The following is a 16554-nucleotide window of genomic DNA, read 5'->3' as shown; positions in this document are numbered from 1 at the left end:
CAGGGGCCTCACAGGTCGAAGAATACGGTTTCATCATCGCCCTGAAGGCGAATGTCGAAATGATAGCGGTTGCCGTCCGCGCGCGCGACCAGAGTTTGCCGCCGATGCGCCTGCTCGATGAAGCCCAGCACCGGGTCGGCGGCATTGGCAGCCTCCTCATCCCCGAAATACATCCGGGTGTTGAGGCCCACATTGATGCCCCGCGCTACCAGCCAGAGGTTGAGATGCGGGGCCATGAGGCGGCCACCCCGGCCCATGACGGCACCCGGTTTGACCGTTTTGACCTCGAACACCCCGGTATCGAAATCCGGGATCACCCGGCCCCAGCCGCGAAAGCCCTCTTCAACCTTTTCGGCATCGGGCCCGGTGCCGGGATAGACACCCGCCGCGTTGGCCTGCCAGACCTCGATCAGCACATCCTTGACCGGCGCGCCGGTGCCATCGGTGACCGTGCCGGTGACGGTGATGCGGGTGCCCGTGGCGTTGGGGCCGGTGATGTCACGGCCAAGTTCGCGGGCGTAGATGTCGAACCCCGCATCGCCCGGCGCAAGGCCGATATGGACATAAGGTCCGGCAGTCTGCGAGGCGGATTCCTTGAGGTAATGCAATGACTGGACCATGATCAGTTCCCCTCGGGCCGGTTTTCGAAATAGGTCGAGCGATGCCCGCGCAGCACGATGTCGAACTTGTAGGCGATGGAATCGAGCGGCACGGTGGCGTTCAAATCAAGCGCCGCGACAAGCTGATCAATCGCGCGCGGGTCGGGGATGGTCTTGACGATGGGGCATTTGGCAATCAGCGGATCGCCCTCGAAATACATCTGGGTGATCAGGCGCTGCGCAAAGGCGGTGCCGAACACCGAGACATGGATATGGGCGGGCCGCCAGTTGTTGACCCAGTTGCGCCACGGGTATGCCCCCGGCTTGACCGTGCGAAAGGCATAGCGCCCTTCGGCATCGGTCAAAGTTCGCCCGCAGCCGCCGAAATTGGGGTCGATCGGCGCAAGGTAGCTGTCCTTCTTGTGCCGATAGCGCCCACCGGCATTGGCCTGCCAAATCTCGACCAGTGTGTTGGGGACAGGGCGCGCGTTTTCGTCCAGAACCCGGCCATGCACGATAATGCGCTCGCCGATGGGATCGCCGGATTGAGCGTAGTTGCGAATGAGGTCGTTATCCAGCGGGTCGATGTCGGTGTGGCCGAACGTTGGCCCGGTCAATTCGCTTGCTGAGGATTGCAACGACAGAAGCGCGTTGCGCGGCGAGCGGGCGACGCTGGTCTTGTAATCGGGCGCATAGGCGGGCGGATGCCATTCGCGGTCGCGCTGATAAAGCTCTGCGGTGGTCATGTCTTGTCCCTTTCCATCTCGGCATAGGTCTCCTTGGCCAGCCTGATCGCGTGATTGGCGCGCGGCACACCGGCATAGATGGCCACATGCTGGAACACCTCGATCACATCGCCGGGCGTGGCCCCGGTGCGGGCGGTGGCGCGGATATGCATGGGTATCTCGTCGAAATTCCCCGTGGCCGCCAGCAGCGCCAGCGTAATCATCGAGCGTTCGCGCCGCGTGATCGCGTCCGAGGCCCAGACCGTGCCCCATGCCCCTTCGGTGATGAGGGTCTGAAAGGCTGCGTCAAACTCCGTCTTCGCCGCCTCGGCCCGGTCGACATGGGCCTCGCCCAAAACCTCGCGGCGCACGCGCACGCCTTTGTCAAACCTGTCTGTCATCGTTTCGGTATCCCCTTCTGGCGCATCAGGCGTTTCTGCGCGGCGATGCGGAACGGGGCATTGGGCGCGCCATAGCCCGCATAACCGCCGCGCCGCTCCACGATCTCGAAGAACATGCCACCCGCATAGGGGCGCGAGTAAAGCTGGAAGAACGCGCCTTGCGCATCCTCGTCATAGAGGATGTTGCCCTCTCTGAGACGCGCCAGCATGTCGGGGGCCAGATCGAAGCGGGCCGCAAGATCGGCATAATAGTTCTCGGACATGGGCAGCGGCTTGAACCCGCGCGCCATGAGCGCCGCGGACGTGGCGAAGATGTCATCGCTCGCCAGTGCGATATGCTGGACCGAGGCCCCGAAACTGTCAGCGAGGAAATTGCCTGCCATCGTGCGATGGGTCTCGGCCCCGTTCAGCGTGATGCGAAACGCGCCATTCGGGGCCTCAAGCGCCTGAGAGCGCACAAGGCCATCGGGATCGACCACATCGACCATCGGTGATTTCTGCATCTCGAACAGCGTGGTGTAAAAGAGCGACCACGACAGCATTTCATCATAGCTCATGGTCTGCGCCAGATGGTCGATGCGGGTGAGGCCCGCGCCTTCGGCCTTTGGCACCTCGGGCGTGAATTCGACCGACCAGACATCGCTGAGACCGCTTTTGTCGTCGATGAAATGCAGCACGCTGCCACTGAGGCCCCGAATGGCGGGAATGTCCAGTTCGCCCGGCCCGATCGGCTGGGAAAAGGGCTGCGCGCCAAGGGCGGTGGCGCGGGCAACGGTGGCGCTTGCATCTTGCACCGCAACGCCCACGTCGCACACCGTGGTGCCGTGCATCGCATAGGCGCTGCTGGCATAGCCGGTGGACTCGCGGTTCACGACGACGCGGATCTCGCCTTGGGTCCAGAGCGACAGATCCTTGGCGATATGGCGGCCAGCGGGGGTGAAGCCCAGGGTTTGCAAAAGCGTTTCAAGGGCTGTCGCCTCATCCCCTCGGGTGGCGAATTCGACGAAAGACACGCCTGCCGTGCGCGCACGGGCGGGCATTTGGGGCAGGTCAGGCGTGGCGCTTGGTTCGGTGCGGCGCACGTCATCCATCAGCGCGACGAGCGAGCGATAGCCGTCCTTGGCCACCGCCTTTGGTTGCCCGCCCCGGAACTGATCGTTGAAAATTTCAAGCGAGACCGGCCCGCCGTAGCCCGTCGCCATCACCGCGCGCATGAAGCCGGTCACGTCAAGATCGCCCTCGCCGGGCATGTTGCGGAAATGGCGCGACCAATAGAGCAAGTCCATGTCGATGCGCGGTGCATCGGCCAGTTGCACGAAAAAGATCCTGTCGCCGGGAATACGGCGAATGGTGTCGGGGTCGATCTTGCGCGCCAGCGTGTGAAAGCTGTCGAGGATCAGGCCGACATTCGGGTGATCGGCGCGGCGCACCACCTCCCACGCGTCGCGGTGGTCATTGACGTGATGCCCCCAGGCCAGCGCCTCGAACCCCACGCGCAGGCCACGGCGCGCGGCACGTTCCCCAAGGTCGTGAAAATCCGCCGCCGCCCGGTCGATCCCGCCAAGCGCCTGCGGATGGCAGGAGGAACAAACCAGCACCAGATCGGTGCCCAGTTCCTGCATCAGATCAAACTTGCGTTCGGCCCGGTCAAACGCCTTGGCGCGCTGCGGGTCGGGCAGGCCCTCGAAATCGCGGAAGGGCTGAAACAGCATGACCTTCAGCCCCATGTCGCGGATCAGATCGCCCACCTCGCGCGGGCTTCCGTCATGGGCGATGAAATCCTGCTCGAAAATCTCGATCCCGTCATATCCGGCGGCGGCAATCGCCTCGAGCTTCTCGGGCAGGTTGCCGGAAATCGACACGGTGGCGATGGCGGTTTTCATTGCCCCTCCTCCTGAATGGCGGCGCGTAGTGCGGCGTGATCGAGGGGAATGCCGGTGAAGATGTCCCAGGCATCGACGCCCTGGCCGAAAAACAGCTCATAGCCGGAGATCACCGTCAGGCCCGCCGCTTTCGCGTCTTGCAGGAATTGCGTCTCGACCGGGGTATAGACCGCATCGAAGGCCCATTTCGCGCCCGCCATCGCCTGCGCCGGCAAGGCGGTGCCGCCGATCCCGACCATGCCAAGCGGTGTGCAATTGATGATCCCGTCCGCGCCTTTCGCGGCGGCGATTGCGTCGGTGGCTGTCTCGATCCGGGTCTCCGAGCCAAGCGCGCGCAGCGCCTCGGCCAGTGCCTCGGCCTTGGCCGCGTCAAGATCGACACAGCGGATCGCCTCGGCCCGCAGTCCGATCAGCCCGAAGGCCACCGCCTTGCCCACCCCGCCCGTGCCAATGAGGCAGACGGTGCCGGGGCCAGCCTCGCCGCGCACGGCGCGATAGGCGGCCATGAAACCGGTGTAATCGGTGTTGAACCCTTTGGGGCCATCCGCGTCAAAGACCACGGTATTGACCGCCCCGATGGCGCGCACCAGCGGATCGGTGACCGTGACCTTTGCGGTCACAAGTTCCTTGTAAGGGTAGGTCACGTTGATGCCACGAAAGCCGCCCGAACGGGCCTGCTCGAATACCTCGTCAAAGGTGAGGTGCATGTCGCGCGGAATCAGCCGGTCATAGGTCACATCGCGCCCGGTCAGCCTCCCCGCCGTGCGATGCAGGCGCGGCGATTTCGAGCGGGTGATGTTATCGCCGATCAGGCCAAGTTTGATGGCATGGGTCGCGGTCATGATGTGGCCTTTTTGAACAGACGGGTTTTCAGGGCGGTCCAGAGCGGGGTCTGGCTGACGAAGATCAGGATCACCGAGAGGAAGAGGGTGAGGGAAAGGGGGCTGGTCACGATGCCTTCGAAAAAGCGGCCCAGATCCTCGCGCTCCGAGATGATCGCGCGGCGCCAGTTGTCATCCAGCAGCCGCGACAGGATCACGCCAAGGATGACCGGCCCCAACGGATAGCCATAATGGCGCATGAAATACCCAAATACGCCAAAGCCCAGCATCCAATAGACGTCTGAAACCCGGTTGTTGACGGCATAAGCGCCCACAATCGACAAAAGCAGGATCAGCGGGATGATGACGGACCGCGGCATTTCCACGATCCTGGTAAAGATACGAATACCGGTCAGGCCAAAGATCAGCATGAAGACATTGGCCGTCATGAGCGCGCCGACGATGAACCAGAACATATCGGGCTGATCAATCATCAGCATCGGCCCCGGGTTCAGCCCGTGAATGAAGAGCGCGCCGATCATGATGGCGGTCACCGCGTCGCCGGGAATACCCAGCGTCATCATCGGGATGAAGGCCCCGCCGACAGCGGCGTTGTTCGCGGTCTCAGGCGCGACAAGCCCTTCCATCGCGCCTTTGCCAAAGGGCACCTTGGGGTTCTTGGTCACGCGCTTGGCGTGGTCATAGGCCATCAGCGCCGCGATATCGCCCCCCGTTCCGGGCAGCGCGCCGATCACCACCCCGATGGTCGAGGTTTGCAGCGACAGCGGCAGGTATTTGCGGATTGTGCCGAAAGAGGGCACGATCTTGTCGATCTTCTGGCGCACCGCCGTCATGTTGACGTTCTGAAGCTGCAACAGCGCCTCGGACACGCCGAACATGCCGATCATGACGGCGATGAAGGAAATGCCGCCCTCCATCAGTTGCAGATCGAACGTGAAGCGTTCGGTAAAGGTCAGCGGGTCACGCCCGACCGCGCCGATGGCGATGCCCAGGGCACCGGCAAAGATGCCCTTGACCAGCGACCCGGACGACAGCGAGCCGACCAGCAGGATGCCCAGAACCGCCAGCAGCATGTAATCGCGCGGCTGGAATTTCAGCGCGAAATCCGACACGAAGGGTGCTGCCAGCGCCAGCACCAGAATGCCGATCAGCCCGCCGAAGAAGGACATCACCGTGGTCACGCCAATCGCTTGCCCCGCCTCGCCGCGCTGCGCCATCGGGTAGCCGTCCATCGCCGTGGCAATGGCCGAGGGCGCGCCGGGGATGTTGAGCAGGATCGCGGTGCGCGACCCGCCATAGACCCCGCCCATATAGATGCCGACCATCAGCGAAATCGCCGGATAGACATCCCATGAAAAGGTGAACGAAATCAGGATCGACACCGCCATGGTGACCGACAGGCCGGGAATTGCCCCGATATAGATGCCCGCAAAGGTGCCGACACCGACCAGCACCAGCAATTCGGGCTGGGTAAAGATCGTCAGGATGGCAAGAATCGTGTCCATCACGCGGCCCCCCCGGAGAGCAGGGTGCGGAAGAACTGGATGAATTCGGCCTCGGGCAGGATGCCTGACGGCAACAGCACGGTGAACACCACGCGGAACACGATCCAGATCAGGATCAACGCGCCGAGTGCCACGACAAGCGTATAGCCCCAGCCGCGCCGCGCCAGCACCTTGATCGCGATTGTCAGGAACAGTGCCGCCGTAGGCACAAACCCAAGCGGTTGCAGAAGCAGGCCAAACACGATCAGAAAGCCGATGAAGAGCATCACCATCCCCGGCAGGATGTCGCGCGCCAGTGTTTCGGTCGTGACCTTTGGCAGGCGCGCGGTGCGCACTGTCACCACTAGCGCCGCGATCACCATGACGAAGGTCGTGGCCATCGGCACAGCACCGGGAGCCGAGAGCGCCTCGAACCCGGAAATGCCATAGGCGCTGTAAAGCAGGAACAGGCTTGCGAGGCTCAGAAAGAGGGCAAAGCCCAACTCGCCGGGTCTGCGCCGCTCCACATATCCGCCCGGTGTCGCATCGGACGTGCCGTCGTGGTGGTCGCTGTCGCCTCTGAATTCGGGGTCCATCGGGCTCTCCTCCCTTGGGGTAATCCGGGCTCCTCTCCCGGAACGCAAAGCGCCGCCCGACCTTTTAAGTGGCGCGGGCGGCGCCGTGTTCGTCAGGCCCGAAGGCCAGCAGGTCGCACGTGAAAGCTTAGTTGCCCGGGCGGGCAATCCCGAACTCTTCCGGCGACGCTTTGGTCAGACCGGCATCGTGCAAGAGCCACGCGGTGCCTTGCTGCCATTTGGTCAGGAACGCGTCGGCCTCTTCGCCGCTGATTGCCATCATGGTGAACCCACGGCTGTCCATCAGCTTGACGAAATCGGGGTGCTCGGCCCCTTTGGCATAGGCGGCGCTCAACTCTGCGATCACGTCATCGGGCGTGCCTTTGGGGACGAAAACACCAAAGAACGGCCCCCAGGGCAGGTAGGTGGCGTAGCCTTCGTTGAACGAGGTGACGGCGGGCACCTCCGGTAGCTTGTCGCTGGGTTGGGTGTCAAACAGCGCCAGCGGCTTCATCGTGCCCGCGCGGATCCCTTCGATGGCAGCTCCCAGAACGGCGGGCATGACGTCGATCGCCCCCCCCTGAAGCGCGGTCAGCGCCGGGCCGTCGCCGTCATAGGGCACCGAGATCACGTCAAGATTGCCTTCGACCGTGTTCATCATCGCGGTCACGACCGACGGCACGCCACCGGGGCCGGTCGAGCCAAGGCGCAATTCACCGGGATTTGCCGCGATATGGGCCATCATGCCGGCATAGTCGTCAAACGGGACATCGTTATTGGCCACCAGAATGGGCGTGCCGCGCGCCAGAATGTTGATCGGCACGAATTCCGAGTAATCCTTGTCGCCCAGACCCATGATCTTGTAGAGCATCGGGTTTTCCGCACCCATGAGCAGGGTGTAGCCATCTGCGGCCGCGCCTGCCACGTGGTTCAGCGCAATGGCCCCGACCGCGCCGGTCATGTTCTGCATGACGACCGTGCCGCCAAGCGCCTCCTCGGCATGGGGCGTGACCGAGCGCATGACCGTATCGGTCGAGCCGCCCGCCCCCCATTGGATGATGCCCTGAATTTCCTTGGTAGGGTAATTCTGCGCGGTGGCGATGGTGGCGCTCAGGCCAAGCGCCGCAAGCGTGCCGAGAAACTTAAAAGACATTCCGTCCTCCCTGATTGTGGTCTGTCCGACGATTCGCTCCTCGCCCCGCCGGTCTCCCCCAGTTATTAACCCAGAGGTTAATTTGTCAAATTAAAAATGGACCCGTGGGTTAATTTTATGCTACGCAACTTGCGCAGCACCCATGGAACAAGAGGCAAGGCGATGGACGGAGGGGCGGAAACACCGAAAAAGGAACGCAAGACCTCGTGGAAAAAGGACCCTGAGACGGTCAGGGCGGACATCCTCGGCGTCGCCACCGACGAGTTTGCCGCCCATGGCCTTGCCGGGGCCAATATCAACGAGATCGCCCGCCGGACCTCGACCTCCAAGCGCATGATCTATTATTATTTCGGCGACAAGGAGGGGCTGTATTGTGCCGTGCTCGAAGGCGTCTACGCCTCGTTGCGCAACGCGGAGGACCTGCTCGATTTTGCCGGGCTGGACCCGGTCGAGGCGCTGCGGCAACTGGTCGAGGCAACCTTCGAGGCGCATGTCACCTCACCGCATTTCATCCGGCTGGTGATGATCGAGAACATCCACAACGCCGCTTACTTGCGCAAATCCGAAATCGTGCCCAAGCTCAACCGCTCGATCATCGAAAAGCTGACCGATGTGTGCGAACGGGGCAAGGCCATGGGCCTGTTCCGGTCAGGTGTCGATCCGCTGGAACTGCATTGGCTCATCAGCTCTTTCAGCTTTTACAACGTGTCGAACCGCGCCACCTTTTCCACCTCTTTCGGCGAGACGCTCTACACGCCCGCGCATCAGGCGCTGCTCAAGGCGCGCGCCACCGACATGGTGCTGGCGGCCGCCGTGATCGGCCATGAGCCCGCATCATGGAATACCGCCGGCGCATGATGGCACCGGAACGCGCGGGCCAGAGACCCGCAAACGCAAAGGTCCCCGCCACTGGCGGGGACCCTGCCGGTTCTGACCGGTCCGCGTGGCGGGCCGGAATCTAGTCCTCGGCGGCCTCTTCGGCCTCAAGCCGCGCGCGGTCCTCGGCGCCCTTGGCGCTCGGATCGCGGTCGACGAGTTCGATGATCGCCATCGGTGCCATGTCACCATAGCGGAACCCGGCCTTGAGCACGCGCACATAGCCGCCCTGACGTTCGGCATAGCGGGGGCCGAGCACCTCGAACAGCTTGGCCACATGCTTGTCCTGCTTGAGCTGCGCCGCCGCCTGACGACGCGCGTGCAGATCACCGCGCTTGCCGAGCGTGATGAGTTTTTCCACCACGCGGCGCAATTCCTTGGCCTTGGGCAGGGTGGTCTTGATCTGCTCATGTTCGATGAGCGAGCCCGACATGTTCGCCCACATCGCCTTGCGGTGTTCGTGGGTGCGGTTTAGTCGGCGGTATCCTCTGGCGTGACGCATTGTCTATCTCCTGGGCGTTTTGCTTTGTCCGGCGGTCTGATGCGTGTCAGCCGCTCTCCTTGGGGCGGGATTGCCCGGTTGGCAGGGAACCGATTTCTTGAAAAGAAATCGGAACGGAAACTTTTCAAGTTTCCGTCCCCTTGTCTCAAAAGGCGTCTTCGAACTTCTTGGCGAGGTCCTCGATATCGTCGGGCGGCCAGTCCTCGACATCCATGCCGAGGTGAAGGCCCATGCCCGAGAGCACTTCCTTGATCTCGTTGAGCGACTTGCGGCCGAAGTTCGGCGTGCGCAGCATCTCTGCCTCGGTTTTCTGGATGAGATCGCCGATATAGACGATATTGTCGTTCTTGAGGCAGTTGGCCGAGCGGACCGACAGTTCCAACTCGTCCACCTTCTTGAGCAGAAGCGGGTTGAACTCGAGTCCGTCCTCGTCATCCTGACGGAGCGAGGATTCCGGCTCGTCGAAGTTGACGAAGATGCCAAGCTGATCCTGAAGGATGCGCGCGGCATAGGCCACCGCGTCCTCTGGCGTCAGGGAGCCGTCGGTGTCGACCTTCATGGTCAGCTTGTCATAATCGAGCACCTGGCCTTCGCGGGTGGGCTGCACGTCATAGCTGACGCGCGTCACCGGCGAATAGATCGCATCGATCGGGATAAGGCCGATGGGCGCGTCCTCGGGCTTGTTCTTGTCTGCCGGAACATAGCCCTTGCCGGTGTTGACCGTCAGTTCCACGTAGAGATCGGCACCCTCGTCGAGATGACAGATGATGTGATCGCGGTTCAGGATCTCGATGCCCGCGCTGTCCGAGATATCGCCGGCGGTGACGGCACCCGGACCCTTGGCGTTGATCGTCAGCCGCTTCGGCCCGTCCACTTCCATGCGGATCGCCACGCCCTTGAGGTTGAGGACGATGTCGGTGACATCCTCGCGCACACCCGCAACCGAAGAAAACTCGTGCAGCACGTTGTCGATCTGAACCGCCGTGATGGCCGCGCCCTGAAGCGACGAGAGCAGAACGCGCCGCAACGCGTTGCCCAGCGTGAGGCCAAAGCCGCGCTCGAGCGGCTCGGCCACGACCACCGCCTGACGCAGCGGATCGTTGCCCGGCTTGATCACGAGCTGTGCCGGCTTGATCAGGTCTGCCCAGTTTTTATGGATCATGCGTCCCTCCATTCCAGTCCCCGCCCCATGTCCGAAAGGCGGCGACGCCCGAGGATTTCTAAATAACGTGCAGGACCGCGCCCGTGGCGCGGCCCTGTTGGCAATCGTTGCGCTCAGACCCGGCGGCGTTTCGGCGGGCGACAGCCGTTATGGGCAATCGGCGTCACGTCACGGATCGAGGTGATGTTGAAACCGACGGCGGCCAGCGCGCGCAGCGCCGATTCGCGGCCCGAACCGGGGCCCTGCACCTCGACCTCGAGCGTTTTCATGCCGTGTTCCTGCGCCTTGCGGCCCGCGTCCTCTGCGGCCATCTGGGCCGCATAGGGGGTCGATTTGCGCGATCCCTTGAAGCCCATCGTGCCCGCAGAGGACCAGGCAATCGCGTTGCCCTGAACGTCGGAGATGAGGATCTTGGTGTTGTTGAAGGACGAATTCACATGAGCAACGCCCGTGGCGATGTTCTTGGAAACCTTCTTCTTGGTGCGTTTGGTCTCGCGTGCCATATCTGCTGCCCTCCCTTATTTCTTCTTGCCGGCAATGGCTTTTGCCGGGCCCTTGCGGGTGCGGGCGTTGGTATGGGTGCGCTGGCCGCGAACCGGCAGGTTGCGGCGATGGCGAAGGCCACGGTAGCAGCCGAGGTCCATCAGCCGCTTGATGTTCATCTGCGTCTCGCGGCGCAGGTCCCCTTCGACCGCGTAATTGGCGTCGATATGCTCGCGCAGCGCCAGGGCCTCGGCATCCGAAAGCTCGTTGACGCGGCGGGACAGGTCGATATTCACGGCCTCGCAGATGGCCTTGGCCGAAGCATGGCCGATTCCGGTGATATAGGTGAGGGCGATGGGAACCCGTTTGCTGGTCGGGATGTTAACGCCGGCGATACGTGCCAAGTGTCTTTTCCTTTTCGTTGCGGTTCCGTTGTGCCAGAACCTTTTTTCACAACGTAAGCCCGAGGCTTGCGCATCGGGCCGCGGCTGATCTCGGGTGGTCGACTCGATGAGGGCGCGCCCCTCAGGGAATCAAGAGCGGAAGTCAGAAACTGCCTGTTATGGAGAATCGGAAGGGGCGTCAAGTCCCCGCCCGGTCATTTGTCAAGCACTGCCGCGATCGCAGCCTTCACATCGTCGATTTCGCCCAGACCATCGACAGCGGCCAATTGCCCCTTGGCGTGGTAATAGCCGATGAGAGGCGAGGTTTTCTTGTAGTATTCGGTCAACCGGTGGCGCACGGCCGCTTCGTTGTCATCGGCGCGCACCGGCTGCCCTGCGGCGGCTGCCTCCTCGGCCCGGTTCACGATGCGGCGGATCAGCGTTTCGTCATCCACCTGCAACTCGATCACGGCATCGAGCACCTCGCCCTGCTCATCGAGAAGCGCGCCAAGCGCATCGGCCTGCGCGAGCGTGCGCGGGAAGCCGTCGAAGATGAACCCGCCTGCCTTGTCGCCCTGCAGTTTCTCGCGGATGAGGCCGATCACGATCTCATCCGTCACCAGATCGCCGCGCGCCATCACGTCGGCCACGATCCGGCCCATCTCGGTGCCGCTGTCCTTCGCCGCGCGCAGCATGTCGCCTGTCGAGAGCTGGATCATGCCGCGCGTCTCGACCAGATGTTGCGCCTGCGTGCCCTTGCCCGCGCCGGGCGGTCCGAGAAGAATAAGGTTCATCGCCGTGCCGGTCCTCTGCGATTGGTGCGTTTGCGACCCTTCCCGCTGAGCTGAGACTTTTCGATCAGCCCCTCATACTGATGGGCCAGAAGATGCGATTGCACCTGCTGGATCGTGTCCATCGTCACCGACACCACGATCAGCACCGAGGTGCCGCCGAAATAGAACGGAATCGCAAACTGGTTGCGCAGCACCTCGGGCAGAAGGCAGACGGCGGTCAGATAGACCGACCCCAGAACGAGGAGGCGGTTGAGCACATATTCGAGGAATTCCTCGGTCCGCTTGCCGGGCCGGATACCCGGCACGAAACCGTTCTGGTTCTTGAGATTCTCGGCCACGTCATCGGGCTTGAACGAGACGTTGAAGGTGTAGAAATAGGTGAAGAATACGATCATCGCCGAGAAGAACAGCAGGTAAAGCGGCTGTCCGGGGCCGAAATAGGCCATGATCGTGGACATCACCGGATTGGTCGAGTTGCCCGAAAACGTGCCGATCGTCGCAGGCAGGAGCAAGAGCGACGACGCGAAAATCGCCGGGATCACGCCCGCCGGATTGACCTTGACCGGCAGATGCGACGAGCCGCCGTCATAGACCTTCATGCCCACCTGACGGCGCGGATACTGGATGTGGATCTTGCGCAAGGATCGTTCCATGAACACGACGAACGCGATGACCGCCACGACCATGACGATCACGCCCACGATCACCGCCGGGCTGATCGCGCCGGAGCGCCCGGAGGCGAAGAACTGCGCCAATGCGGCGGGCACCTCGGCTATGATGCCGACGAAGATGATGAGCGAGATGCCGTTGCCGACGCCCCGTGCGGTGATCTGCTCGCCCAGCCACATCAGGAACATCGTGCCGCCGATCAGCGTGATCATGCAGGACGCGATGAAGAACATGCCCGGATTGGTCACCATCTCGCCCGACTGGAGCGAGACCGCCAGACCATAGCTTTGCAATGTGGCAAGGCCCACCGTGCCATAGCGGGTGTATTGGTTGATCTTCTTGCGGCCCTGTTCGCCCTCTTTCTTCAATTGCTGAAGCGCGGGCACCATGGCCGTCAGAAGCTGCACGATGATCGAGGCCGAGATATAGGGCATGATCCCGAGCGCAAAGATGCCCATGCGGCCAAGCGCACCGCCGGTGAACATGCTCATCATCCCGCCGATGGTGGCCTGCGCGCCCTCCATGAACTCTCGCAGCGCCGCGCCGTCGATGCCCGGCACGGGAATGAACGTGCCAAGGCGGTAAACGATCAGCAGCCCCAGCGTGAACAGGATGCGGTTGCGGAGATCGGTCGCCTTGCCAAGCGCGGACCAGCTTGTATTGGCCGCCATTTGCTCTGCTGCAGATACCATGCGAGGGTCTCTTTCATGTGCGAACGCCGCCGGAACCGGTTTTCGGCTCGGGCGGCGTCATCGGAAAACCTGAGGCCTATGTAAGCGGGCCACGGCCCGCTCACAACCTCTTATTCGGCGGCCTGCGCCGCCGTGACCGAAAGCGAACCACCCGCCTTGGCCACCGCCTCGACGGCGGATTTGGAGGCACCGGTCACCGAGATGTCGAGCTTGCCCGTGACATCGCCCTTGGCCAGAACCCTGATCCCGTCGAGCCTGCGCCGCACGAGACCGGAGGTCACGAGCACCTCTTCGGTGATCGGCTGGGCGGCGTCGATCTTGCCCGCATCGACGAATTTCTGGATGAGGCCGAGATTGACCACGGCATAGGATTTGCGGTTCGGCTTGGTAAATCCGCGCTTGGGCAGACGCTGATAGAGCGGCATCTGGCCACCCTCGTAGCCCTTGATCGCCACGCCCGAGCGGGATTTCTGGCCCTTGATGCCACGGCCACCGGTCTTGCCCATGCCCGAGCCGGGACCACGCCCGATACGCTTGCGGCGCTTGGTCGCGCCCTCGTTGTCACGAAGTTCGTGCAGTTTCATTGTCGCTTCTCCTTGCCGGATGCGGCCCCCAGCGACGGATGGGCCGACCACGGCGTGTTTGAGTCAGGATGCGGCCCTCTGGCCACCGGCGGTGTCTAGACCCCGCCGCGCCAAAGATCAAGGGCCGGCGTCCCGGCGCGGTCAGGGGATGAAGCGCGCGGCCACGGTGACGATCAGGGAGGGCAGTTCGGCAACCTTGTAGCCGCCGGGCTTGTTCGACATCGCCCACACGATCAAGGCACCCGCGATCACCACGGTGACGGCACCGACACGCGGCGCTCGCGCATCCGACACGGCCGAAAGCATCGCCGGGATCGACAGTACCCCCAATACCGTGCCGATTGCCATGGCCAGATCCGCATCCATCACCCACCCCCTGATAACCAAAACAGTGCCGAAGCTTAGCCCGGATCGGTCGCGTAGATCAAACTTTCCTTGCAGGGCGCGACGCGCAGGATATTCGTGGTTCCCGGCACGTTGAAGGGCACACCCGCCGTGACGACGATCTGATCGGTTTCCTCGGCATAGCCCTGCGCGCGCGCGGCCCGCGCGGCGTTGATCACGGCCAGCTTGAAGCGGGTAAGTTCCGGTGTCATCACGCAGTTCACCCCCCATGTCAGCGCCAGCCGACGCGCCGTGGCGCGCAGGCTGGTAAGGGCGATGATCGGCACATGCGGCCGCTCGCGGGCGGTCAGAAGGGCAGTCGTGCCCGATTCGGTATAGCAGCAGATCGCCTTGATATCGGTGGTCTCGGCGATCTCGCGCGCGGCCACAACGATGCCGTCGGCGATACTCTGGCGATTCACCTTGCGGCTGGCCTCGATCACCTCGCGGTAGGTCGGATCGTCCTCGACCTCGCGGGCGACATTGTCCATCGTCGTCACCGCCTCGACCGGATAGTGACCGGCCGCCGACTCCGCCGAAAGCATGATCGCATCCGCCCCCTCGTAGATCGCGGTGGCGACATCCGAGACCTCGGCGCGCGTGGGCATCGGCGACTCGATCATCGATTCGAGCATCTGCGTCGCCACGATCACCGGTTTTGCCGCCGCGCGGCACTTGCGCACCAGCCGCTTCTGGATCGGTGGCACGTTCTGGACGGGCAGTTCCACGCCCAGATCTCCGCGCGCCACCATGATCCCGTCGCTGACCGCCAGAATATCGTCAAAGCATTTCACCGCCGCCGGTTTCTCGATCTTCGACATGATCGCGGCGCGCCCCTTCACCAAAATCCGCGCCTCGTTCACATCCTCGGGGCGCTGCACGAAGCTGAGGGCGAGCCAGTCCACCCCCAATTCGCAGGCAAATTCCAGATCGTCGCGGTCCTTTTCGGAGAGCGCCGCCAGCGGCAGCACCACATCGGGCACGTTGACGCCTTTGCGGTTGGAGATGGTGCCGCCCACCACGACTTCGCAATCGGCGAAATCGGGGCCGCAATCGCGCACCCGCAGGCGGATCTTGCCATCGTTGACCAGAAGCTGCGCGCCCGGCTCCAGGGCGGCGAAAATCTCCGGATGGGGCAGGCAGACGCGATCCGCGTCCCCCTCCGCCTCGTCAAGGTCGAGCCGGAAGGCTGCGCCCTCGATCAACTCCTCCTCGCCGCGCGCAAAGGCGCCCACCCGCAGTTTCGGCCCCTGAAGATCGGCGAGAATGGCAATCGGGCTGTCCATCTCCTCTTCGATCTGCCGGATGATGGCATGGCGCGCGGCGATGTCGTCCTGACTGCCGTGGCTCATGTTGAGGCGGAACACATCCGCCCCCGCCTCATGCAGGGCGCGGATCGTCTCGTAATCCGAGGAGGCCGGGCCAAGCGTGGCCACGATCTTGACTTTGCGGTGCCGTCTCATCTCATCTCCTTCGCGGGCGGGCCGGACTGTTATCGCTAACGTGATGCTTGTCCGGCTTATGACCCAATTCCCTTTTCCCGGCAACTGTCCTAGACCGGTGCGACAATAGAAGCCAACCCGGACCATGTATCAGCCATATGACATCGCGGGCGCCGCGCGCCCCTCCCGCTGGCTTGTGACCTGCGATCACGCCACCAATACCGTGCCCGATTTCGTGGGTGGCGGCAGCCTTGGCATCGCGCCCGAGGACATGGCACGCCACATCGCCTATGACGTGGGCGCGGCGGGGCTGGCGCGGGGGCTGGCCGATGCGCTCGATGCGCCGCTGATCGCCACGAATTTCTCGCGCCTCGTGATCGACCCGAATCGGGGCGAGGATGACCCCACCCTGGTGATGAAGCTCTATGACGGCACGGTCATCCCCGCCAACCGCCATGTCGATGACGCGGATTTCATGCGCCGCCTCAACCGGCTCTACCGCCCCTATCACACCGCGCTGGCAGAGCTTGCCGCGCGCCGGAGCGACACCGCGATTCTCTCGATCCACAGCTTTACCCCGCAATTGCGCGGCCGCCCGCCGCGCCCGTGGCATGTCGGCCTGCTCTATGCCGCCGATGAGCGCCTGGCCAAGCCGCTGCTGGCGCGGCTGCGGGCCGAGCCGGATCTTTGCGTCGGCGATAACGAGCCCTATGGCGGGCACCTGCCCGGCGACAGCATCGCGCGCCACGCCATCGCCCATGAGCGGCCCAATATCCTGATCGAGCTGCGCAACGACCTCATCACCACACCGGCGCAGCAAGAGGCCTGGGCTGCGCGCCTTGCACCGATGCTGCGCGAGGTTCTGGATCATGTCTGACCCCTTGCGCCCCGGCGCATCGGGCCGCATCTTTGGACAAACGA

At 63.4% G+C, this 16554-nt stretch carries 19 protein-coding genes; 2 read left to right on the top strand and 17 right to left on the bottom strand.

Annotation, left to right across the window (positions count from 1 at the left end):
• Window positions 1-8 precede the first annotated feature (8 nt).
• The 8 genes from pcaG to ABIE57_RS10020 form a co-directional block, all read right to left on the bottom strand.
• Window positions 9-620 carry a protocatechuate 3,4-dioxygenase subunit alpha gene (gene pcaG, locus ABIE57_RS10055; RefSeq protein ID WP_354538881.1) on the bottom strand — a complete coding sequence of 204 codons (612 nt, stop codon included), beginning with the start codon at window positions 618-620 and terminating at the stop codon, window positions 9-11.
• Between the two features lie 2 nt (window positions 621-622).
• Window positions 623-1345, bottom strand: coding sequence for a protocatechuate 3,4-dioxygenase subunit beta (gene pcaH / locus ABIE57_RS10050; protein ID WP_354538880.1), 723 nt, complete (start codon window positions 1343-1345; stop codon window positions 623-625).
• Window positions 1342-1725 (bottom strand): 4-carboxymuconolactone decarboxylase, encoded by a 384-nt coding sequence (gene pcaC, locus ABIE57_RS10045; protein ID WP_354538879.1) that lies wholly within the window; start codon window positions 1723-1725, stop codon window positions 1342-1344. Before pcaC ends, pcaH begins: the two co-directional genes overlap by 4 nt.
• Window positions 1722-3608, bottom strand: a complete 1887-nt coding sequence (locus ABIE57_RS10040) for a bifunctional sugar phosphate isomerase/epimerase/4-hydroxyphenylpyruvate dioxygenase family protein (RefSeq protein ID WP_354538878.1) — start codon at window positions 3606-3608, stop codon at window positions 1722-1724. Before ABIE57_RS10040 ends, pcaC begins: the two co-directional genes overlap by 4 nt.
• Window positions 3605-4450: a shikimate dehydrogenase family protein gene (locus ABIE57_RS10035; RefSeq protein WP_354538877.1), complete on the bottom strand. Its 846-nt coding sequence runs from the start codon at window positions 4448-4450 to the stop codon at window positions 3605-3607. Before ABIE57_RS10035 ends, ABIE57_RS10040 begins: the two co-directional genes overlap by 4 nt.
• The gene (locus ABIE57_RS10030) at window positions 4447-5955 is read right to left on the bottom strand and encodes a tripartite tricarboxylate transporter permease (protein ID WP_354538876.1); all 1509 of its coding nucleotides are present in this window, start codon (window positions 5953-5955) and stop codon (window positions 4447-4449) included. The genes ABIE57_RS10035 and ABIE57_RS10030 overlap by 4 nt, the downstream gene beginning before the upstream one ends.
• Window positions 5955-6530, bottom strand: a complete 576-nt coding sequence (locus tag ABIE57_RS10025) for a tripartite tricarboxylate transporter TctB family protein (protein WP_354538875.1) — start codon at window positions 6528-6530, stop codon at window positions 5955-5957. The genes ABIE57_RS10030 and ABIE57_RS10025 overlap by 1 nt, the downstream gene beginning before the upstream one ends.
• Window positions 6531-6657: 127 nt before the next feature.
• A complete protein-coding gene (locus tag ABIE57_RS10020; protein ID WP_354538874.1) occupies window positions 6658-7662 on the bottom strand; it encodes a Bug family tripartite tricarboxylate transporter substrate binding protein in 1005 nt (334 codons plus the stop codon).
• 117 nt (window positions 7663-7779) lie between these two features.
• Here ABIE57_RS10020 and ABIE57_RS10015 point away from each other — a divergent pair, with 117 nt between their 5' ends.
• Entirely contained in the window at window positions 7780-8520 is a 741-nt protein-coding gene (locus tag ABIE57_RS10015) for a TetR/AcrR family transcriptional regulator (RefSeq protein WP_354538873.1), read from the top strand.
• 100 nt (window positions 8521-8620) lie between these two features.
• Here ABIE57_RS10015 and rplQ read toward each other — a convergent pair whose 3' ends face one another.
• The 9 genes from rplQ to pyk form a co-directional block, all read right to left on the bottom strand.
• Entirely contained in the window at window positions 8621-9040 is a 420-nt protein-coding gene (gene rplQ, locus ABIE57_RS10010; protein ID WP_354538872.1) for a 50S ribosomal protein L17, read from the bottom strand.
• 145 nt (window positions 9041-9185) lie between these two features.
• A complete protein-coding gene (locus ABIE57_RS10005) occupies window positions 9186-10202 on the bottom strand; it encodes a DNA-directed RNA polymerase subunit alpha (protein WP_354538871.1) in 1017 nt (338 codons plus the stop codon).
• A 113-nt stretch (window positions 10203-10315) separates the two neighbouring features.
• Window positions 10316-10705, bottom strand: a complete 390-nt coding sequence (gene rpsK / locus ABIE57_RS10000) for a 30S ribosomal protein S11 (RefSeq protein ID WP_354538870.1) — start codon at window positions 10703-10705, stop codon at window positions 10316-10318.
• Between the two features lie 15 nt (window positions 10706-10720).
• On the bottom strand, window positions 10721-11089 hold the full coding sequence (gene rpsM, locus ABIE57_RS09995) for a 30S ribosomal protein S13 (RefSeq protein ID WP_354538869.1): 369 nt from the start codon (window positions 11087-11089) through the stop codon (window positions 10721-10723).
• A gap of 194 nt (window positions 11090-11283) precedes the next feature.
• Window positions 11284-11862, bottom strand: a complete 579-nt coding sequence (locus tag ABIE57_RS09990; protein ID WP_354538868.1) for an adenylate kinase — start codon at window positions 11860-11862, stop codon at window positions 11284-11286.
• Entirely contained in the window at window positions 11859-13223 is a 1365-nt protein-coding gene (gene secY, locus ABIE57_RS09985) for a preprotein translocase subunit SecY (protein ID WP_354538867.1), read from the bottom strand. The genes ABIE57_RS09990 and secY overlap by 4 nt, the downstream gene beginning before the upstream one ends.
• 110 nt (window positions 13224-13333) lie before the next feature.
• Window positions 13334-13807: a 50S ribosomal protein L15 gene (rplO, locus tag ABIE57_RS09980; RefSeq protein WP_354538866.1), complete on the bottom strand. Its 474-nt coding sequence runs from the start codon at window positions 13805-13807 to the stop codon at window positions 13334-13336.
• A gap of 141 nt (window positions 13808-13948) precedes the next feature.
• Window positions 13949-14173, bottom strand: coding sequence for a hypothetical protein (locus ABIE57_RS09975; RefSeq protein ID WP_354538865.1), 225 nt, complete (start codon window positions 14171-14173; stop codon window positions 13949-13951).
• A gap of 35 nt (window positions 14174-14208) precedes the next feature.
• Window positions 14209-15654, bottom strand: coding sequence for a pyruvate kinase (gene pyk / locus ABIE57_RS09970; RefSeq protein WP_354538864.1), 1446 nt, complete (start codon window positions 15652-15654; stop codon window positions 14209-14211).
• 124 nt (window positions 15655-15778) lie between these two features.
• Between pyk and ABIE57_RS09965 the strand changes: the two genes are divergently transcribed.
• Window positions 15779-16510 carry an N-formylglutamate amidohydrolase gene (locus tag ABIE57_RS09965; RefSeq protein ID WP_354538863.1) on the top strand — a complete coding sequence of 244 codons (732 nt, stop codon included), beginning with the start codon at window positions 15779-15781 and terminating at the stop codon, window positions 16508-16510.
• The last annotated feature ends 44 nt before the right edge of the window (window positions 16511-16554 follow it).

This window comes from Roseovarius sp. MBR-6 (assembly GCF_040547525.1).
Taxonomy (GTDB): Bacteria; Pseudomonadota; Alphaproteobacteria; order Rhodobacterales; family Rhodobacteraceae; genus Roseovarius.
This window is presented reverse-complemented; position numbering and strand designations above follow the sequence as displayed.